We start from the raw sequence: 18,889 nt of genomic DNA on the forward strand, positions 1-18,889 counted from the left end.
CGGCTTATTTCGCTACCCTTGGCCCTTTGATCGGTGCAGCGCGGCCCGCCGGGCCGTCGACCTTGCTCCCCGCCAGCGTCCAAGACCTCGCATGCGAGCCCCGGGCCCTGCCGACAGGAGGCTTTTGCCCGTCCTGTGCCGACCGCTCATCGCTTTAGGAATGCTGCATGTCCACCCCCACCGTCCGCGAACAATTCCTTGTCATCAGTGCCCTGGGCCCGAACCCCATGGAGCTGGCCAACGTCCTCAGCCGCGCTGCCTTCGAAAACCGCTGCGCGGTGGTCACCTCGCGCCTGAGCCGCCACGGCGAGACCAGCGCCCTGGTGCTGCAGGTGGGCGGCAGCTGGGACGCCCTGGCACGTCTCGAATCCACCCTGCCAGGTTTGGGCAAGAAGCACGGCCTGACCCTCGACGTGGTCCGCAGCGCGGACCAGGAAGTGCGCCCGCAGGCCCTTCCGTATGTGGCCTACGTCAGCGCTGCCTACCGCCCGGACATCATCAACGAGCTGTGCCAGTTCTTCCTTGACCACCGCGTCGAGCTGGAAGCCATGACCTGCGACACCTACCTGGCGCCGCAAACCGGTAGCAGCATGCTCAACGCCCAGTTCACCGTGATTCTGCCGGCCGGCACGCAGATCAGCTGGCTACGCGACCAGTTCCTGGACTTTGCCGATGCCCTGAACCTCGACGCACTGATCGAGCCTTGGCGTCCCCAGAACCCAATGTAAGGAAACCGATCATGGCTGTAGCACTCGACCAACCTGTCGCCGACTTCCAGGCCCAGGCCACCAGCGGGCAAACCGTCAGCCTTGCAGAACTCAAGGGCCAGCAGGTGGTGGTGTACTTCTACCCCAAGGACAGCACCCCAGGCTGCACCACTGAGGGCCAGGGCTTCCGCGACCAGCACGACGCCTTCGCCGCGGCCAACACCGTGGTATTCGGTGTATCGCGTGATGGCATCAAGTCGCACGAGAACTTCAAGGCCAAGCAAGGCTTCCCGTTCGAGCTGATCAGCGACAAGGACGAGGCCCTGTGCCAGCTGTTCGACGTGATCAAGCTGAAGAAGCTGTATGGCAAGGAATACATGGGCGTTGACCGCAGCACTTTCCTGATCGACAAGGACGGGGTGCTGCGCCAGGAATGGCGTGGCGTGAAGGTGCCCGGGCATGTGGATGCCGTATTGGCGGCCGCCCAAGCCTTGAACAAGGCTTGAAATTGAATGGGGCTGCCTTGCAGCCCTTCGCGGGCACGCCCGCTCCCACTGGAATTGTGCAGAGCCCAGCGGGAGCGGGCGTGCCCGCGAAGGGCCGCAGAGCGGCCCCAATTACATTCAAAGCATCGGTGAAACGCTAGGCTCCTGCTTGGGCCACGCATCCAGCACGGCCTTGATCAGCGTCGCCAGGGGGATGGCGAAGAATATCCCCCAAAACCCCCATAGCCCGCCAAACAGCAGCACCGCGCAGATAATCGCCACCGGGTGCAGGCTTACCGCTTCGGAGAACAGCAGCGGTACCAGCACATTGCCATCCAGCGCCTGGATGATCGCGTACACTGTCATCAGGTAGATGAACTGGTCGCCCCAGCCCCACTGGAACAGCGCAATCAGGGTCACCGGCACGGTCACGACCACCGCGCCCACGTAAGGCACCACCACCGACAACCCCACCAGCAACGCCAATAGTGCTGCGTAATTGAGGCCCAGGCTGATAAAGGCGATGTAAGTGGCAATGCCGCAGATCAGAATCTCGATACCCTTGCCACGGATGTAGTTGGCGATCTGCCGGTTCATCTCGCTGCCCACCCGGTTCAGCAAGGTGCGCTGGCGCGGCAGGTAGCCGCTGACCCAGCGGCCAATGAGTTCGCGATCCTTCAGGAAGAAGAACACCAGAATCGGCACCAGCACCAGATAGATCATGGCATTGACCAGCAGGGGCAGGCTGGACAGCGAGAAGGTCAGCGCCCATTGACCAAACTTGCCTATTTCACCGCGCACCGATTCGATGGCATGCAATACCTGCTCGTCCGACACCAGGTGCGGATAGCGCTCCGGCAGCAGCAGCAACAACGACTGCCACTTGCCGAGCATGCCCGGCAGCTCGTTGAACAGCGTGATCAGCTGGTGCCACAGCAGCGGTACCAGCACCAGCATGAACACCGCCAGTGCGCCCATGAACAAGGCGAACACCAGCATCACTGCCAGCCGTGTAGGTACGCGCACGCGCTCCAGGGCGTTGACCAGCCCCTGCATCAGAAACGCCAGCACCATGCCCGCCAGCACCGGCGCGAGCATGCCGCCCAGGGTGAGCACGGCGGTAAAAGCCAGGAACAACAGGACCGCCAGCACCACCGCTTCCTCATCGGAGAAGTAGCGCTGCACCCAGTCGCGAAGCACTTTGAACATTGACGATCCTTGGAAAAGACTCAGGCCTTGCGCAGCCAGTAAGTGTAGGTACCGGCCTCGGCCGTTTCTTGCAGCAGGGTATGACCGGCCAACTGGGCGAAAGTGCGGAAGTCGCGCTGGGAGCCTGCGTCCGTGGCGATTACCTTGAGCACCGCGCCACTGGCCAGGCGATTGAGCTCCATCTTGGCCTTGAGCAGTGGCAAAGGGCAATTCAGCCCACTGGCGTCCAGTTCGGCGTCGCAGGTCAGGGTGTTACTCATTGCAGGGTCTCCAAAGGCATCGCCAGGGTGCTTCTTGGCATGGCTGGCTAGGATAGCGCCACTGGTCGCCAACGTGTGAGCCCGCTACAGTAGGTATCTTTGATCCGACGCGAGCTTCATGCATGAATCTACTGCGCCCTACCCTGCTGACGCTGGCCTGCCTGATGGCCCTTCCCGGCCATGCTGACGACCTGCCATCACTGGGTGATGCCAGTTCTGCGATCGTCTCGCCGCAACAGGAGCACCAACTGGGCCGTGCCTGGCTCAGCCTGCTGCGCGGCCAGGTCAATCAGCTCAATGACCCACAGCTCAAGGACTATGTCGAAACCAGCGTGTACAAGCTGGCCGAAACCAGCCAGCTGCAGGACCGGCGCCTGGAATTCATCCTGATCGACAGCCGCGAGCTGAACGCCTTTGCCGCCCCGGGCGGCATTGTAGGGGTCAACGGTGGGCTGTTCCTCAACGCCCAGACCGAGGGCGAATATGCCTCGGTACTGGCCCACGAACTGGCGCACTTGTCGCAACGCCACTTCGCGCGGGGTGTCGAGGCCCAGCAGCGTATGCAGTTGCCGATGATGGCGGCGCTGCTGGCCGGCATCGTACTGGCCGCAGGTGGCGCCGGCGATGCGGGCATCGGCATGATTGCCGGCACCCAGGCAGCGGCCATTCAGGAGCAACGGCGCTTCTCGCGCCAGAATGAACAGGAAGCCGACCGTATCGGTATCCAGAACCTGGAAAAGGCCGGCTACGATCCACGCAACATGCCGACCATGTTCGAGCGCCTGGCACGCCAGTATCGCTATGACGCCAAACCGCCGGAGTTCCTGCTGACCCACCCGGTGACCGAATCACGTATTGCCGACACCCGTAACCGCGCCGACCAGGCGCCCAAGGGTGGTATCGAAGACAGCATGCGCTACCAGCTGATCCGCGCCCGGGTGGCGCTGACCTACGAAGGCACGCCGGGGCTTGCCGCCAAGCGCTTCCGCGCCCAACTGGACGAAGACCCAAAGCTGGACGCCGCACGTTATGGCCTGGCCTTGGCACAGATCAAGGGCGGGCAATTGAACGAGGCCCGTGAAATGCTCAAGCCGCTGCTGGCCAAGGCGCCCAACGACATCACCTACAACCTGGCGCAGATCGACCTGGACATCACCAACAACCGTCTTGCCGACGCCCAGCAGCGCGCCGAACGGATGCAGGGGCTGTACCCGGGCAACTACCCGTTGAAACAGGTGCGCGCCGACCTGCTGGTGAAACAGAACAAACCGGCTGAGGCCGAGAAGGTGTTGAACGAGCTGGTGAAGAGTCGGCCGGATGACCCGGATGTGTGGTACGACATGGCCGAGGTGCGTGGCTTGTCGGGCAATACCATTGGCTTGCACCGGGCGCGTGCCGAATACTTCACGCTGGTCGGCGACTTTGATCAGGCAATCCAGCAGCTGGATTACGCCAAGCGTCGGGCGGGCGGTAACTTCCCGCTGGCCTCACAGATTGACCAGCGCCAGCGCGAGATCATGGAGCAGCGGCGCATGGTTCAGGAAATGATGGGGCGCTGAAGGCGATTCGCGGGCAAGCCCGCTCCCAAAGGTACTCCACCGCCTTGGTAAACGGTGCAATATCTGTGGGAGCGGGCGAGCCCGCGAAGAGTATGACGCGGTCTGGCGTCAGGCATTACCAGACAGCTTCAGCCGCGCCGCCTGGGTAAAGTCCAGCATGCGATTAAGCGGCTTGATCGCCTTGGGCACCAGCGCCGGGTCAACGAAAATTTCGTTGGTGCCGTTACGCAGGCAATCCAGCACCCGCTCCAGGGTGTTCATCGCCATCCACGGGCAATGCGCACAGCTGCGGCATGCCGCGCCGTTGCCGGCGGTGGGGGCTTCGACGAATTCCTTGTCCGGGCACAGCTGCTGCATCTTGTAGAAGATGCCACGGTCGGTGGCGACAATGAAGGTTTTGTTCGGCAGGGTCTGGGCAGCCTTGATCAGCTGGCTGGTGGAGCCCACCGCGTCGGCCAGCTCGATCACCGCTTCCGGCGACTCGGGGTGCACCAGGATCGCAGCATCCGGGTACAGCGCCTTCATGTCGGCCAACTGGCGCGACTTGAACTCTTCGTGAACGATGCAGGCACCGTCCCACAGCAGCATGTCGGCACCGGTCTGCTTCTGGATGTAACGGCCCAGGTGCTGGTCTGGTCCCCAGATGATGGTTTCGCCGTTGTCCATCAGGCTTTCGACAATTTCCAGTGCACAGCTTGAAGTCACCACCCAGTCGGCGCGTGCCTTCACCGCTGCGGACGTGTTGGCGTAGACCACCACGGTGCGCTCAGGGTGCTGGTCGCAGAAGGCCGAGAACTCTTCCACCGGGCAGCCCAGGTCGAGCGAGCAGGTGGCCTCCAGTGTCGGCATTAGCACGCGCTTTTCCGGGGTGAGGATTTTTGCCGTCTCGCCCATGAAGCGCACACCGGCCACGATGACCGTTTTGGCCGGGTGGTTCTTGCCGAAGCGGGCCATTTCCAACGAGTCGGAGACACAGCCGCCGGTTTCTTCAGCCAGCGCCTGGATGACCGGGTCGCAGTAGTAATGGGCAACCAGCACGGCATTCTGGGCTTTGAGCTCGGCAGCGATGGCCGCACGGTATTCGGCCTCCTGCTCGGCTGTCAGCGGGTTGGGCTGCTTGGCGTCGAGGTGGGCCTGAACCAATAGGCGTTCGGAAATCTGGGTCATGATCGCTGGACCTGCAGGCGCGCTTGCGCGTCAAATCGAGTGTATCACCCGGCCCTGGCAGATCGGCTAAGGGCGCCGGACGGCATGCTGACCGCCACGGCCCTCTGCGGGCGCGGATTATTATCGGAGGCCGAAGGCTACAGACAATCCAGCGATTACTAAAGGGGTTTTTGTAGTGCTTGTGCGGGCCCCTTCGCGGGTGAACCCGCTCCTACACTGTGAAATCTCGTAGGAGCGGGTTTACCCGCGAAGAGGCCGCAACAGGAGAAACCATCACCCCTGCGGCGACAGGGCCCCCAGATGCGCCGCCATGAACATGGCAAATTCTTCCACGGTCATTTTTCTGCCATTGAAATCGACCATGCCATCGGCATAGTGCAGGCTGCTGACCACATCATCGCCCTGCACGGTAGCCATGCCGCTCTGCAGCGCCATCATGCCGACCATCTCCCCCGCCTGGCTCGACTGCATGGCAATCGCTTGGGCGTCGGTCTGGCCATCCAGCAACGCCTGCAAGGTCGCCAGGTCACCGATCATCGGCTTGGACAGCGACAGCTTGCCTTTCACCTCCGTGATAATCTGCTTGCTCAGCTGGTCCGGCGGCAAGTCGAAGCTGGCCGGCGCGGCGAGGTCCATCGACAGGTTGAAGCGGCTCTCGCCATTGGCGGTCTTGAACGACAGGTTTTCTACCGCCAGCTTGGGCTTGGCGGCCAGCAATTTCTGCAAGTCACCCTGGAAGCGGGCCTTTTCGGCGTCGTCCATCTGGATCTGCGGCACCGGCTGGCCAGCAGCACTGGCGGCCTCGAACTCCGGCAAGTGCGACTGGTACCACTTCGACAATGCCTGCAGCGCCGGGGCGTTGACCGAGGTCACGCTCACTGCCATCTGCGCCTTGCCCACCGCGCGGCCATCCCAGCTGATGTCGCCGACCTTGTACTCCGCGCGACCACCTACGGTGTCCGTGCCGTCGAGGGTTTGCAAGGCGTTCTGTTCCAGGCCCTTGATCAGTAGCACCTGCTGTTTCGGCCCAAGGGTGACCTTGGTTTCGGCCAACGCCAGATCGACGTTGCCGACATAGATGGCATCGTGCGCGGTGGCTGCGAGGTTACCGCCAAACGTCAGCCCTTTGAGCTCGAAGGTGGCCGGCGGCTGGTCGTCATGCACCCATTTCATCACCAGCCTGTCGGCCTGGCCTTGGAACTTCGAGGCCTTGCCCTCCTTGTCCCCACTCACTTCGAACTGCATGCCCGAGAAGTCAAGGCTGTTGCCATCCGCTTCGTCAAACTTGAGCGGCGCCAGCTGAACCTGGCTGACCACACTACCGCCGTAACCCAGGCTGGTCTGCGCGCTGATCGGGGCCTTTTCACCCGCAGCGGCGAACCATGGCGCGACGGCGTCATCCTTCTGCAGCGTGCTGTTGCTGACCGCCATTACCGGCATCAGCTTCAGTGCCCTGACCCTCGACCACGGAAACGGGCCGTGCTCGATCTGGTCGGTCATGCCCACGTCAAAATTGATCACCTCGCCCTGACCCACGTTGATGTCGCGAGCCTTGAGCCGGTACTGGGCAGTGCTGCTGAAGAGATGCTGCTCCAGCGACACACGCTCGATGCTCATGCTACCACCGGTACTGACCAGGGCCTTTTTGAGTTCGGCGTTGCTGCGTGCAAGGGCGTTGTCCAGCTCTGCCGGCAGCTGCTTGCCGGTGTACCAGGCGCCTGCGGTAGTTGCGACGGCAATGGCGATAGCCAGGCCGGAAAGGATGCCAACTGATTTCTTCATGAATAGAACCGATTGCTGTCCGTAAGGGCTTCGAAGGCGGCCAAAGGCCACGCAGAAATCGAAGAGTACCACCCCCGATTGGGCCGAGCGCTGGCCCAGGTCGAGAAATGCCATTTTTCGGACACATCCGACATCACGGTGAGACAAGCAAATAGCTCGTTAATTTTTACGAACACACAAATTGATCATAATCGCAAAAAAACGCGCAAAAACCGAATAAACCCCGTATTTAATCGATAGATATTTCAATCTTGCAACATCTTGTCATGTTTAACTTGACACCCACCTAGCCATCGTTTTTTATTTTCACCACTTTGCGCGCCCCTCCGCGCCTTCCGCCGCTCCAACATAAAAGGTGAACAACATGGAGCCCACCCGCTCGCCCTTGCCGCATGCGCAATACACCGTGCCCGTCGTTTACGCCCAGCAGCAGGAGCCATGCCAGCATGCAGCCTGACCACAGCGCTTCCGGCAACGGCCAACTCCGCAAAACCCTGCGCCTCTGGCACGTGATCATCATCGGCCTGGCCTACCTGACCCCGATGACCGTGTTCGATACCTTCGGCATCGTCAGCGGGATTACTGCCGGGCATGTACCCAGCGCCTACATCCTGGCATTGGCTGGCATCCTGTTCACCGCAGTTAGCTATGGCACCCTGGTAAAACGCTTCCCGCAGTCGGGCTCGGCCTACACCTACACCCAGCGCGCGATCAACCCGCACGTGGGCTTCCTGGTGGGCTGGTCTTCGTTACTGGACTACCTGCTGCTACCGATGGTCAACGCACTACTGGCCAAGCTGTACCTTTCGGCCATGTTCCCGGAAGTGCCTGAGTGGATGTGGGTGGCCGGCTTCGTCACCCTGATCAGCCTGATCAACATGCGCAGCGTGAACCTGGTGGCGCACTTCAACCTGCTGTTCGTGGGTGTGCAGGTGGCGATCATCGCCGTGTTCATCTACCTGTGCGTGCGCGGCCTGGACCAGGGTGAAGGGCTGGGTACCACCTGGAGCCTGATACCGTTCGCCGACAGCCAGACCCAGTTCAGCGCCCTGGCCGCCGGTGCGACCATCCTGTGCTTCTCGTTCCTGGGCTTTGACGCGGTCACCTGCCTGTCCGAGGAAACCCGCGATCCGGCCAAGACCATTCCCCGGGCGATCTTCCTCACCGCACTGATTGGCGGTGTGGTGTTCATCACCGTGTCGTACTTCATTCAGGCCTACTTCCCGACCATGGCCCGCTTCCACGACCAGGAAGCAGCCCTGCCGGAAATTGCCCTGTACGTTGGCGGCAAGCTCTTCCAGTCGATCTTCATCGCCTGCACCGTGATCAACACCATCGCCTCGGGCCTGGCCTCGCAAACCAGCGTGTCGCGCCTGCTGTATGTAATGGGCCGCGACAACGTGATCCCGGCCAGCGTCTTCGCCCGCCTGCATTCGCGCTACAAGACGCCAGTGCTGAACATTGCCGTGGTAGGGCTGATTTCGCTGTCGGCGATCTTCTTCGACCTGGTCACCGCCACTTCCATCATCAACTTCGGCGCCCTGGTCGCGTTCAGCTTCGTCAACCTGTCGGTGATCAACCACTGCTACCTGCGCGAAGGCAACCGTAAAGGCCTGGCCAACCAGCTGAAGTACCTGGTGCTGCCGACCATCGGCTTCTGCATCATCGTCTCGCTGTGGCTGGACCTGAACGCACATTCGCTGATGTTTGGCGGTATCTGGGCTGCGCTCGGGCTGGTCTACCTGGGCTGGCTGACCAAAGCCTTCCGCGCGGCACCGCCCAACTACGTCGCCGAATGACCCTCGCTGCCAACAACGCCCGCGCCTGATCGCGGGCGTTGCATTTGTTCGAAAAGGAAAGCCCTCATGCCGCTGCGTCGCCTCTCCATCCAGTGGAAGATCACACTCCTCGCCGGCCTGTGCCTGCTGGCCATTGTCGCCTTGCTGGTAGCCACCTCGCTGACCCAGGCTAATCGCAGCGCCGCCCTGGTCAACCAGGCCAACACTGCCATGCTCGAAGACAGCGCCCGCCAGCGCCTGCAGGCCCACGCCGAAACCCAGGCCTTGCGTATCCAGCGCTACTTCATGGACGCCTACCAGTATGGCAATGGCTTTGCCCGCCTGGTACACGTGCTGAAGGACCGTGGTGGTAGCGACCTGCGCGCCGAACTAACCCGCCAGGCGCGTGCCAGCCTGGCCGGCAACCCGGACGTGATCGGCCTGTACGTGGTGTTCCAGCCCAATGCCCTGGACCAGCAGGACAGTCAGTACCTAAGCCAGGACGCCATGGGCAGCAATGAGAGCGGGCGTTTCTCGCTGTACTGGTCACAACCAAGCCCCGGCACCCTGGAACTTGAAGCCATGCCGGAAACGATGCTCGGCGACACCAGCATCGGCAGCAACGGCGCGGCGAAGAATCGCTGGCTGACCTGTCCGCAGGACACCGCCAGGGCCTGTATGCTCGAACCGTACCTCGACGAGGTCAACGGCCGTCAGGTGCTGATGACCAGCATCGCTCTGCCATTGCTGGAACACGGCAAGGTAGTCGGCGTGGTCGGCCTGGACATCGGCCTGGCCAACCTGCAGCAACTGAGCGTGGCCGGCCGCCGCGATCTGTTCGACGGTCAGGGCCAGGTGAGCATCGCCACCGCCGCCGGCCTGCTGGCGGGCAACAGCCGCGACGACAGCACGCTCGGTAAGCCCATGGACAAAGCGGTAGCCGACGGCCTGCTGCGCGTGGCCCACCCCTTCACGCCAATCCCTGACACAGCCCCGTGGCAGGTAGTACTGGAACTGCCGGAAAGCGTGCTGCAGGCCCCCGCCGCAGCCCTCAACCAGCGCCTTGACGCCCATAACCAGAATGCCAACCTCACCAGCCTGCTGATAGGCCTTGGCACGGCTATCGCCGGTTTGCTGCTGGTGTGGCTGACCGCGCGCGGCGTTACCCGGCCAATCCTGGCCGTGGCTGCACGCCTGGAAGACATTGCCAGTGGTGAAGGCGACCTTACCCGTCGCCTGGACTACGCCCGCCAGGATGAACTGGGCCAGCTCACCGGCTGGTTCAACCGCTTCCTCGACAAGTTGCAACCGGTCATTGCCCAGGTCAAGGGCTCGCTGCAGGAAGCCCGCGATACCGCCGACCAATCGGCTGCCATCGCCAGTCAGACCAGCAACGGCATGCAGCAACAGCATCGCGAAATCGAACAGGTGGCCACAGCGGCCAATGAAATGAGCGCCACCGCACTTGATGTCGCCCACAACGCCTCGCAGGCGGCCCAGGCCGCACGCGCCGCGGATCAGGCCAGCCAGGAAGGCTTGCAACTGGTGGACAGCACGCGCCAGGGCATCGACCGCCTGGCCGCAGGCATGAACACTGCCATGGACGAGGCACGTGCACTGGAAGACCGCAGCGGGCAAATCGGCTCGGTGCTTGAAGTGATCCGCACCATTGCCGAGCAAACCAACCTGCTGGCACTGAATGCCGCCATCGAAGCGGCCCGCGCAGGCGAAGCCGGGCGTGGCTTCGCCGTGGTTGCCGATGAGGTGCGCGGCCTGGCCCAGCGCACGCAGGTTTCGGTAGAGGAAATTCGCCAGGTCATCGAAGGCCTTCAGCAAGGCACCCAGGACGTGGTGGGGGCCATGCATGCAGGCCAACGCCAGGCCCAGGACAGCGCCGCACGCATGGAGCAGGCATTACCGGCACTGCAGCGTATTGGCGAGGCCGTGGCGGTGATCAGCGACATGAACCTGCAGATTGCCTCGGCGGCGGAAGAGCAGAGCGCGGTGGCCGAGGAAGTGAACCGTAACGTGGCCGGCATTCGAGACGTGACAGAATCACTGGCCGGGCAGGCCGATGAATCGGCACGCATCAGTCAGGCCTTGAACCGGCTGGCCAACCAGCAGCAGGCGCTGATGGAGCAGTTTCGCGTCTAGCCTGTGAGGGCCTCTTCGCGGGCACGCCCGCTCCCACAGGTTCGGCGTGCCCTAAGGGGCTGTGGAGTTCCTGTGGGAGCGGGCGTGCCCGCGAAGAGGCCCTGACAGGCACCGCACCATTGTTATTTTTGAGCACAACTTATGCCTAATCCAACCCGATCCACCTTCTTCGACATCACCAGCGAACAAGGGCTTTTACGCACCTCGATCGCCGCAACCCTGTTCATCGCCACCATCGGCATCGCCTTCGGCCTTGCCTCCGGCTCGTTCTCCATCGTCTTCGACGGTGTGTACTCGCTGGTCGACGCCAGCATGAGCGGGCTGTCGCTTGTGGTGGTCAAGCTGATCACTTCGCACACCACCAGCGTGCAGATGTCGCGCAAGCTGCGCGAGCGCTTCACCATGGGTTTCTGGCACCTGGAGCCCATGGTACTGGCGCTCAACGGCATTCTGCTCGGCGGCGTGGCCATCTACGCGCTGATCAACGCCGTCAGCAGCCTGCTGCAAGGCGGGCGCCACCTGGAGTTCGGCATTGCCATGGTCTACGCGGCGCTGACGGTGATCACCTGCGTGACCATCGCCGTCATCGAGGCCCGCGCCAACCGCAAACTGAAGTCAGACTTCGTGCGCATGGACGTCAAGGGCTGGGTGATGTCGGCCAGCATCACTGCCGCGCTGCTGATCGCCTTCTGCTTTGGCTATGCAGTACAGGGCACTTCGCTGGAATGGGTATCACCGTACATCGACCCGGCGGTGCTGGCGCTGGTGTGCCTGGTGATCGTGCCGTTGCCGATGTCGGTGGTGCGTCAGGCGCTGTCTGAAATCTTCCTGGTCACCCCCGGCGACCTCAAGCTGCACGTAGATGAAGTTGCCAAGGCCTTCGTCGCTCGCCACGGCCTGCAATCTTACCGCGCCTATGTCGCCAAGGTCGGGCGCTCGAGGGAGATCGAGCTGTATTTCATCGTGCCCAAAGCCATGGCTGCGAAGACCATCGATGAATGGGATGCCTGGCGCAACGAGATTGGCGACGCGGTAGGCGGCGAAGGGCCGGACCGCTGGCTGACAGTGGTGTTCACTGGCGACCCGGAATGGGCCGAGTAATTCGTGGGCGCTCTGCGCCCCTTTTTTCCGAACACCCGTAGCGCAAACGAAAAAGCCCGCGACCATTTCTGGTAGCGGGCTCTAACGTACTGCGTATGGTGGGTCGTGTAGGATTCGAACCTACGACCAATTGGTTAAAAGCCAACTGCTCTACCAACTGAGCTAACGACCCATTTGATGGCGCGTATAATACTGATTTCTAACGAGAATTCAACACCCAATCACGATTTTTTCAAAAATACCGAGTCGGGTCTTCGATACCGGCGGCCTTGAAACCATCGGCGCGCAGGCGGCAGCTGTCGCATTTGCCACAGGCGCGGCCGTCATCGTCGGCCTGGTAGCAGGAAACGGTCAGGCTGTAGTCCACACCACGGGCCATACCCGCCTGCACAATCTGCGCCTTGCTCATGTTCTGCAGCGGCGCCTGGATGCGGAAGCCCTGCCCTTCTACGCCAGCCTTGGTCGCCAGGTTGGCCATGCGCTCGAAGGCCTCGACAAACTCGGGACGGCAATCCGGGTAGCCAGAGTAATCGACGGCGTTGACGCCAATGAAGATGTCGCGCGCTTCCAGCACTTCTGCCCAACCCAGCGCCAGCGAAAGGAACACGGTGTTGCGCGCCGGCACGTAAGTGACCGGAATGCCTTCACCCGGGGCTTCCGGCACGTCGATGCTGCTGTCGGTCAATGCCGAACCGCCGATGCCGTCGAGGTTCAGCCCAATCACCTTGTGCTCGACCACACCCAAGTCGCGGGCCACGCGGGCAGCGGCGTTCAACTCGGCGCGATGACGCTGGCCGTAGTCGAAGCTCATGGTGTAGCAGCTGTAGCCTTCGGCCTTGGCCATGGCAACCACGGTGGCCGAGTCCAGGCCGCCGGACAACAGGATTACTGCGCGTTTTTCTGTCATGTGTACGTGCTCCTCAATCAACGTCCGGGCTCGTCGTTCCACAGCAGCTTGTGCAGCTGCAGTTGGAAGCGTACAGGCAAGTTGTCAGCAACGATCCAGTCAGCCAGGTCACTGGCGTTCACCTGATGATGGCTGGGTGAGAACAACACCTCACCGGCACGCTCTGCCAGGTTGTACTGGATCAGCTTGGATACCGCCCAGTCATAATCCTCGCGGGAACAGATGACGAACTTGACCTGGTCGTTGCGTGTCAGCTGCTCGATGTTCTCGTAGCGGTTACGGTGCGACTCTTCGGAGCCAGGGGTTTTCAGGTCGACCACACGGCTGACGCGGGTGTCGGTGCCGGCAATATCCAGCGCGCCGCTGGTCTCCAGCGACACCTCGTAACCGGCATCACACAGCCGCTGCAGCAACGGCAAGGCGTTGGGCTGGGCCAGTGGTTCGCCACCGGTGACACAGACGTAGCGCGGTTTGAAGCCGGCAACTTGTTCGAGGATCGAATCAAGGGTGCGTACGGTACCGCCACTGAAGGCATAGGCACTGTCGCAGTACTGGCAACGCAGGGGGCAACCGGTGAGGCGCACAAATACCGTGGGCAGCCCGGCCGTTCGCGTCTCACCCTGCAAAGAGTAAAAGACTTCGGTGATGCGTAATGTGTCTTGCATGATCGCCACGGGCGTGACAGCTAAACAGGCTGTCCGCCTCCGTCAGGCACTGTCGCGGACTCGACATAGCGTTATCCGCAGCAGCGTGTTTACGAAAAAAGGGCAGTGATTCTAACGAAAAAACCCGCGACTGGCGCGGGTTTCTTTCGAGAGGTACAGCGACAACGCCTAGAGCTTCTGCAGGTCACGCTGGGCCAGTTGAGCGGCAGAGGTGCCGGGGTACTGGGTGACGACCTGCTGAAGGATGCCTTTTACCTTGTCGGTATGGCCCATACGGCGCTCGACATCAGCCAGTTTGTACAGCGAATCTGGCACCTTGCTGTGCTTCGGGTACTTTTGGCTGACTTGGGCAAAGGCCTGGCTGGCGCCTTGCAGGTCACCCTTGGCCAGGTTCACTTCACCCAACCAGTATTGGGCATTACCGGCGTACTGGCTGTTGGGGTACTTGCGCAGGAAGGCGTTGAACGCCTGGCTGGCCTTGTCGAAGTCTTTCTGTTTGATCAGATCGAAAGCTGCATCGTAATAGAGCTTCTCTTTCGCCGGATCACCGGGCTGGCTACTGCCGGCCGGTTGTTGCGCAGCAGCACCTGCTGCGGCATCGGGGGCGGCATTGGACGCACCACCACCGGAGGAATTGTCAGGGGTTGCGGCAGGCGCAGCGCCACTGTTGATGCGACGGTCCAGGTCCTGGTAACGCTCCAGGTTTTCCTGCTTCATGCGCGACACATCGTTTTGCAGCTCTTCGATGATGCCTTGCTGGCGGGAAAGCTGATCCTGCATCTGTTGCAGCTGCATGAACAGCTGGCCCTGTGCAGAGGCAGGGGCCGAAGCCCCTGACCCGGCATAGGCGCCGCTCGTGCCATAACCCGCAGGCGGATAGCTGCCTGCGTTGTCATCTACTACAGGGACCTCAGCCCAGGCCGCAAGCGGCAGGCTGAGTGCGAGGACGGTTACTACACGGCGGCACATACGCATAAGAACTTACTTACGCAGTTCTACGCGACGGTTCTGAGCCCAGGACTGCTCGTCGTTGCCGGTAGCAACTGGACGCTCTTCGCCGTAGGAAACCAGTTCCAGCTGAGCAGGGGAAACGCCCTGCAGAACCAGGTAGCGCTGAACGGCTTTCGCACGACGCTCACCCAGAGCCATGTTGTACTCGCGGGTGCCGCGCTCGTCGGTGTTACCTTCCAGAACAACACGGTTGCCGTTGGCTTTCAGGTCCTTGGCGTGAACATCCAGAGCGCGCATGGCTTCTGGCTTCAGGTCCGAGCTGTCGTATTCGAAGTAGAAGGTGGTGATTGCGCGCAGGGCGGCTTCTTCGCTCAGGGAGCCGTCAACAGCGCCAGTGTTGGCACCGTAGCCAGCGTTAGGGTCTACAGCAGCGCCTTCGCCTGCGTTGTCACCGCCCTTCGAGGAGCAACCTACAGCTACGGCCATGGCCAGAGCCAGCGCAGCAAATTTACCAAACTTCAGCATTTCCATCGTGAAACTCCTAATGAAACCCCAGTGTGTTAAGCAAAATGTATTACGCCGCAATCAGTTCAGGTAAGGGGACCAGGACGGTTCTCTGACTTCGCCTTGAGCGGTAGGAAGTGGGAGCCTCACGCGGCCGTTCAGCGACACGAGCATCAAGACTCCCCGGCCCTGCTGGCGGGTGGCGTAGATTAGCATGGTGCCGTTTGGCGCAACAGTGGGAGACTCATCAAGACTTGTTTCAGACAGAATCTTTACACTTCCGCGTTGCAAGTCCTGTGCCGCCACTTTGAAGTTGGTAAAGCCCTGTTGGCGATGAATCATTACCAGGGTCTTTTCGTCCGCCGAAAGTTTCGGGTTGGCGTTGTAGTTACCTACGAACGTTACGCGCTCGGCACCACCACCACTGACCGACTGTTTATAGATCTGCGGTTTGCCGCCACGGTCGGAAGTGAAGTAAAGGGTGTTGCCATCTTTGCCCCAGAACGGCTCGGTGTTGATACCCGGGCCTGCAGTAACACGGCTGATCTGGCGCGAGGCCACGTTCATCACGTAGATGTCCGGGTTGCCGTCCTTGGACAGTACGAACGCCAGGCGCGAGCCGTCCGGCGACCAGGCCGGCGCACCGTTCAGGCCTTCGAAGTTGGTCACCTGCTCGCGGCGGCCAGTATCGATGTTCTGCACGAAGATACGTGGGCGCTTCTGCTCGAACGAGACGTAGGCGATACGTTTGCCATCTGGCGCAAAGCGCGGCGACAGGATCGGCTCACGCGATTGCAGCAGGGTCACCGCACGCGCACCGTCGTAGTCCGAACGCTGGAGGGTGTAGCGGGTGTTGTTGGTGGAGAAACGCTCGGCCGTCACGTACAGCATGCGCGTAGAGAACGCGCCCTTGATGCCGGTGAGCTTCTCGAACGACTGGTCGGCAATGTAGTGCGCCATATCGCGCAGCTGGTCGGTGCTGCCCGCCACGCTGCCGGTCAGCACTTGCTGCTCGGTGGCGACGTTGAACAGCGCGTACTGCACCTGCAGGCGACCGCCCGACGGCACGATGCTGCCGACCATCACGTACTGTGCACCCAGCGCTTTCCAGTCACGGAAGATCACTTCGCTGGCCTGCGACGGCTGGCTGATCATGTTCTGCCGCGGAATTGGCGAGTAGTAGCCAGAGTTGCGCAGGTCGTTGCCGATGATGTCGGCGATGTCTTCAGGCAACACGCTACCGCCCTGCAGACCGAACGGTACTACCGCGATGGGCGTGGCCCGGTCGCTGCCGCTGGTAACCAGGATGTTCTTTTCTTCTGCCACCGCCATGCCTGCCACGCAGCAGAGCATGACCAGCAGTCCTCTCAGACGTTTAATCACAACGCTAGATCCTCAGGTGTAAATGTCATCTTGAACGAACGATATTGGTTGAAATCGCTCGGCTTCATACCCTGCATCTCGGTCAAACGACCAATGTTCTTCACCGCAGCCACCGCCGAACTGTCATACGGGCCGTCACCACTGGACCGGGCCACGCTGACACTGGTGATGGTACCGTCCGGCAACATGTTGATCTGCAGGACCACCGTCATGCCCTTGCGCGCGGAAGGCGGACGTGCCCAGCCCTCGGCCGCGCGCATGCGGATCAGGTCGTCGAAATCGCCGGCCACCTGGTCACCCTGCTCGTCGGCCAGCGCCTGCTGCCGCTCGGTGGTATCGGACAACAGCTCGGCCAGTGCCTGGGCTTTCTTGTCTTCTGCCGCCTTGCGGGCCGCTTCCTGTGCCTTCTTCTTCTGGGCATCTGCAGCGGCCTTTTTCTTGGCCTCTTCAGCTGCCTTCTTCTTCGCGTCCTCGGCCGCCGCTTTCTTCTTGGCGTCCTCGGCTGCTTTCTTCTTGGCCTCTTCGGCTGCCTTTTTCTTGGCGTCCTCGGCGGCTTTCTTCTTCGCCTCTTCAGCGGCCTCTTTCTTGGCCTCTTCTTCGGCTTTTTTCTTGGCTTCGTCCTCGGCCTTCTTCTTGGCGATGTCGGCCTGCTGTTTCTCGGCGGCTTTCTTCGCCTCGTCGGCCTTCTTGGCTTCGGCGGCTTTCTTGGCCTCGGCGGCCTTGGCGGCTTCAGCGGCCTTGGCAGCATCCTCGGCTTTTTTCGCCTCGGCGGCTTCGCGGGCCTCTTCGGCCTTTTGAGCGGCGTCAGCTTTCTTTTGTTCCGCGGCCTTCACGGCCTCCTGCTCGACCTTCTTCTGTTCCAGTTGCTCGACTTCGGTCTGGCGCGAAGCGGTTTTCTTCGCCTCCCCGGCAATCTTCTGATTGGTCTGGGTAGTTGCCTGGCTCTTGGACTTGAGCTGGTACAGGGTCGCCTGAACGATCGGCTTGGAAGGCGGCAGCTCCGGCGTCATGGCAAAACTGACGAACAGCAGGGCGAACACCAGCACATGCAGGCCGATGGCCCAGACACTGGGCCAGAAGTAGCTTTCCGAGGCGGATGGCTCTCGCTGTTGCATCAGGGCGCCTCGGTAATCAGGCCAACGTTACCGACACCGGCCTTCTGCAACCCGCCCATGGCACCCATGACCGCGCCATAGTCGACAGCCTTGTCGCCACGAATGAACACCTGGGTCTGCTTGCCCTGGTCACGGCCGGCAGCAATGATCTTGGTCACGGCGTCGGTCATGGCCGGCAAGGTCATGGCTTTGTCCATCTGCTTGTCGGTATCGACTTCGCTGCCGAGGTTCCAGTAATAGGTTTTATCGGCCTTGATGGAGATGGTGAGGATCTGGACGTTGTTGTCCTGCGGCAAGGCTTCGCTGGAAACCTTGGGCAGGTCGACCTTCACGCCCTGGTTGAGCATGGGCGCCGTCACCATGAAGATGACCAGCAGCACCAGCATCACGTCGATGTAGGGCACCACGTTCATCTCGGCGACGGGCTTGCGTTTGTGGCGAACTCGGGCCATGGGCTTCTACCTGATTACTCTTCGCTGGTGTGCACTTTGCGGTGCAGGATCGCCTGGAACTCGTCGGCGAAGGTGTAGTAACGGCCGATCAGTACTTCACTGCGCGCGGCGAAACGGTTGTAGGCAATAACAGCCGGGATTGCCGCGAACAGGCCGATGGCGGTAGCGATCAGTGCTTCGGCGATGCCCGGAGCAACGGTAGCCAGGGTGGCCTGCTGGGCGCTGGCCAGGCCGCGGAAGGAGTTCATGATGCCCCACACGGTGCCGAACAGGCCGATGTACGGGCTGGTCGAACCAACGGTGGCCAGGAACGGCAAGCTCTGCTCGAGTTTTTCTTCCTCGCGCGAGATGGCCACACGCATGGCACGGCCAACACCTTCCATGACGGCGTCCGGGTCAACACCCGGCTGCTGGCGCAGGCGCGAGAACTCCTTGAAACCGGCACGGAACACCTGCTCCACGCCGGAGTCCGGGTCTGGGTTGCTGCCTGCCTGGCGGTACAGCTTGGACAGGTCGATGCCCGACCAGAAGCGCTCTTCGAAGGCATCCAGCGCACGACGACCGGCGCGCAGCATGGTGCTGCGCTGGAAGATCATGATCCATGAGGTGACCGAGGCGGCCACCAGGGTCAGCATTACCAGCTGTACCACCACGCTGGCATTGCTGACCAGACTCCACATGGAGGTATGGTCGACGACGTTAGCTTCCAC

Annotated in this window: 18 protein-coding genes, 1 tRNA gene and 1 pseudogene; 7 read left to right on the top strand and 13 right to left on the bottom strand. The window is 61.7% G+C overall.

The annotated features are described in order from the left end of the window. The first annotated feature begins 167 nt into the window (after positions 1-167). Positions 168-728: a glycine cleavage system protein R gene (locus tag ACF8FG_RS01505; protein ID WP_003254741.1), complete on the top strand. Its 561-nt coding sequence runs from the start codon at positions 168-170 to the stop codon at positions 726-728. Positions 729-739: 11 nt separating this feature from the next. Beyond that, positions 740-1,213, top strand: a complete 474-nt coding sequence (locus ACF8FG_RS01510) for a peroxiredoxin (protein WP_003254742.1) — start codon at positions 740-742, stop codon at positions 1,211-1,213. A gap of 117 nt (positions 1,214-1,330) precedes the next feature. Here ACF8FG_RS01510 and ACF8FG_RS01515 read toward each other — a convergent pair whose 3' ends face one another. Together ACF8FG_RS01515 and ACF8FG_RS01520 are read right to left on the bottom strand one after the other, a co-directional pair. Next, on the bottom strand, positions 1,331-2,401 hold the full coding sequence (locus tag ACF8FG_RS01515; protein ID WP_003254744.1) for an AI-2E family transporter: 1,071 nt from the start codon (positions 2,399-2,401) through the stop codon (positions 1,331-1,333). A 20-nt stretch (positions 2,402-2,421) separates the two neighbouring features. Further along, positions 2,422-2,661, bottom strand: a complete 240-nt coding sequence (locus ACF8FG_RS01520; protein ID WP_003254745.1) for a sulfurtransferase TusA family protein — start codon at positions 2,659-2,661, stop codon at positions 2,422-2,424. Positions 2,662-2,783: 122 nt separating this feature from the next. On the opposite strand from ACF8FG_RS01520, the gene ACF8FG_RS01525 reads away from it, so the two are divergent. Continuing rightward, entirely contained in the window at positions 2,784-4,220 is a 1,437-nt protein-coding gene (locus tag ACF8FG_RS01525; RefSeq protein ID WP_014590004.1) for a M48 family metalloprotease, read from the top strand. 108 nt (positions 4,221-4,328) lie between these two features. Here the strand turns inward: ACF8FG_RS01525 and nadA are convergent, their stop codons facing one another. Continuing rightward, entirely contained in the window at positions 4,329-5,387 is a 1,059-nt protein-coding gene (gene nadA, locus ACF8FG_RS01530) for a quinolinate synthase NadA (RefSeq protein ID WP_014590003.1), read from the bottom strand. A 273-nt stretch (positions 5,388-5,660) separates the two neighbouring features. Beyond that, positions 5,661-7,169 carry a YdgA family protein gene (locus tag ACF8FG_RS01535; protein WP_026031963.1) on the bottom strand — a complete coding sequence of 503 codons (1,509 nt, stop codon included), beginning with the start codon at positions 7,167-7,169 and terminating at the stop codon, positions 5,661-5,663. Between the two features lie 446 nt (positions 7,170-7,615). Between ACF8FG_RS01535 and ACF8FG_RS01540 the strand changes: the two genes are divergently transcribed. The 4 genes and pseudogenes from ACF8FG_RS01540 to ACF8FG_RS01555 all read left to right on the top strand — a co-directional run bounded on the left by ACF8FG_RS01540 (position 7,616) and on the right by ACF8FG_RS01555 (position 12,202). After that, positions 7,616-8,968, top strand: coding sequence for an APC family permease (locus tag ACF8FG_RS01540; protein ID WP_010952372.1), 1,353 nt, complete (start codon positions 7,616-7,618; stop codon positions 8,966-8,968). A 285-nt stretch (positions 8,969-9,253) separates the two neighbouring features. After that, positions 9,254-10,243 (top strand): annotated as a pseudogene (gene mcpU / locus ACF8FG_RS01545) (methyl-accepting chemotaxis protein McpU); the annotation flags it as partial. A 102-nt stretch (positions 10,244-10,345) separates the two neighbouring features. Further along, positions 10,346-11,101: a methyl-accepting chemotaxis protein gene (locus tag ACF8FG_RS01550; RefSeq protein WP_370688784.1), complete on the top strand. Its 756-nt coding sequence runs from the start codon at positions 10,346-10,348 to the stop codon at positions 11,099-11,101. A gap of 141 nt (positions 11,102-11,242) precedes the next feature. Then, entirely contained in the window at positions 11,243-12,202 is a 960-nt protein-coding gene (locus tag ACF8FG_RS01555) for a cation transporter (RefSeq protein WP_318081934.1), read from the top strand. A 96-nt stretch (positions 12,203-12,298) separates the two neighbouring features. On the opposite strand, the gene ACF8FG_RS01560 is transcribed toward ACF8FG_RS01555, so the two are convergent. The 9 genes from ACF8FG_RS01560 to tolQ form a co-directional block, all read right to left on the bottom strand. Further along, positions 12,299-12,374: transfer RNA gene (locus ACF8FG_RS01560), tRNA-Lys, on the bottom strand. A gap of 60 nt (positions 12,375-12,434) precedes the next feature. Then, entirely contained in the window at positions 12,435-13,127 is a 693-nt protein-coding gene (queC, locus tag ACF8FG_RS01565) for a 7-cyano-7-deazaguanine synthase QueC (RefSeq protein ID WP_076403786.1), read from the bottom strand. Continuing rightward, positions 13,127-13,774, bottom strand: coding sequence for a 7-carboxy-7-deazaguanine synthase QueE (queE, locus tag ACF8FG_RS01570; protein ID WP_003254753.1), 648 nt, complete (start codon positions 13,772-13,774; stop codon positions 13,127-13,129). Before queE ends, queC begins: the two co-directional genes overlap by 1 nt. Positions 13,775-13,942: 168 nt before the next feature. Beyond that, a complete protein-coding gene (ybgF, locus tag ACF8FG_RS01575) occupies positions 13,943-14,749 on the bottom strand; it encodes a tol-pal system protein YbgF (protein ID WP_003254754.1) in 807 nt (268 codons plus the stop codon). A gap of 6 nt (positions 14,750-14,755) precedes the next feature. Next, on the bottom strand, positions 14,756-15,256 hold the full coding sequence (gene pal, locus ACF8FG_RS01580) for a peptidoglycan-associated lipoprotein Pal (RefSeq protein ID WP_003254755.1): 501 nt from the start codon (positions 15,254-15,256) through the stop codon (positions 14,756-14,758). Positions 15,257-15,310: 54 nt separating this feature from the next. Then, the gene (gene tolB, locus ACF8FG_RS01585) at positions 15,311-16,582 is read right to left on the bottom strand and encodes a Tol-Pal system beta propeller repeat protein TolB (RefSeq protein WP_012051477.1); all 1,272 of its coding nucleotides are present in this window, start codon (positions 16,580-16,582) and stop codon (positions 15,311-15,313) included. 26 nt (positions 16,583-16,608) lie between these two features. Continuing rightward, positions 16,609-17,727 carry a cell envelope integrity protein TolA gene (gene tolA / locus ACF8FG_RS01590; protein ID WP_019438834.1) on the bottom strand — a complete coding sequence of 373 codons (1,119 nt, stop codon included), beginning with the start codon at positions 17,725-17,727 and terminating at the stop codon, positions 16,609-16,611. Continuing rightward, entirely contained in the window at positions 17,727-18,179 is a 453-nt protein-coding gene (tolR, locus tag ACF8FG_RS01595; protein ID WP_003254760.1) for a protein TolR, read from the bottom strand. The genes tolA and tolR overlap by 1 nt, the downstream gene beginning before the upstream one ends. 14 nt (positions 18,180-18,193) lie before the next feature. Then, the gene (gene tolQ / locus ACF8FG_RS01600) at positions 18,194-18,889 is read right to left on the bottom strand and encodes a protein TolQ (RefSeq protein ID WP_010952367.1); all 696 of its coding nucleotides are present in this window, start codon (positions 18,887-18,889) and stop codon (positions 18,194-18,196) included.

Source organism: Pseudomonas sp. YQ_6 (assembly GCF_043103245.1).
Taxonomy (GTDB): Bacteria; Pseudomonadota; Gammaproteobacteria; order Pseudomonadales; family Pseudomonadaceae; genus Aquipseudomonas; species Aquipseudomonas alloputida.

What these genes read in the sequence shown, in the direction of transcription:
- ACF8FG_RS01505 (WP_003254741.1), top strand. Translation starts at nt 168, where the DNA reads ATGTCCACCCCCACCGTCCGCGAACAATTCCTTGTCATCAGTGCCCTG.
- ACF8FG_RS01510 (WP_003254742.1), top strand. Translation starts at nt 740, where the DNA reads ATGGCTGTAGCACTCGACCAACCTGTCGCCGACTTCCAGGCCCAGGCC.
- ACF8FG_RS01515 (WP_003254744.1), bottom strand. Translation starts at nt 2,401, where the DNA reads ATGTTCAAAGTGCTTCGCGACTGGGTGCAGCGCTACTTCTCCGATGAG.
- ACF8FG_RS01520 (WP_003254745.1), bottom strand. Translation starts at nt 2,661, where the DNA reads ATGAGTAACACCCTGACCTGCGACGCCGAACTGGACGCCAGTGGGCTG.
- ACF8FG_RS01525 (WP_014590004.1), top strand. Translation starts at nt 2,784, where the DNA reads ATGAATCTACTGCGCCCTACCCTGCTGACGCTGGCCTGCCTGATGGCC.
- nadA (WP_014590003.1), bottom strand. Translation starts at nt 5,387, where the DNA reads ATGACCCAGATTTCCGAACGCCTATTGGTTCAGGCCCACCTCGACGCC.
- ACF8FG_RS01535 (WP_026031963.1), bottom strand. Translation starts at nt 7,169, where the DNA reads ATGAAGAAATCAGTTGGCATCCTTTCCGGCCTGGCTATCGCCATTGCC.
- ACF8FG_RS01540 (WP_010952372.1), top strand. Translation starts at nt 7,616, where the DNA reads ATGCAGCCTGACCACAGCGCTTCCGGCAACGGCCAACTCCGCAAAACC.
- ACF8FG_RS01550 (WP_370688784.1), top strand. Translation starts at nt 10,346, where the DNA reads ATGCAGCAACAGCATCGCGAAATCGAACAGGTGGCCACAGCGGCCAAT.
- ACF8FG_RS01555 (WP_318081934.1), top strand. Translation starts at nt 11,243, where the DNA reads ATGCCTAATCCAACCCGATCCACCTTCTTCGACATCACCAGCGAACAA.
- queE (WP_003254753.1), bottom strand. Translation starts at nt 13,774, where the DNA reads ATGCAAGACACATTACGCATCACCGAAGTCTTTTACTCTTTGCAGGGT.
- ybgF (WP_003254754.1), bottom strand. Translation starts at nt 14,749, where the DNA reads ATGCGTATGTGCCGCCGTGTAGTAACCGTCCTCGCACTCAGCCTGCCG.
- pal (WP_003254755.1), bottom strand. Translation starts at nt 15,256, where the DNA reads ATGGAAATGCTGAAGTTTGGTAAATTTGCTGCGCTGGCTCTGGCCATG.
- tolB (WP_012051477.1), bottom strand. Translation starts at nt 16,582, where the DNA reads ATGCTCTGCTGCGTGGCAGGCATGGCGGTGGCAGAAGAAAAGAACATC.
- tolA (WP_019438834.1), bottom strand. Translation starts at nt 17,727, where the DNA reads ATGCAACAGCGAGAGCCATCCGCCTCGGAAAGCTACTTCTGGCCCAGT.
- tolR (WP_003254760.1), bottom strand. Translation starts at nt 18,179, where the DNA reads ATGGCCCGAGTTCGCCACAAACGCAAGCCCGTCGCCGAGATGAACGTG.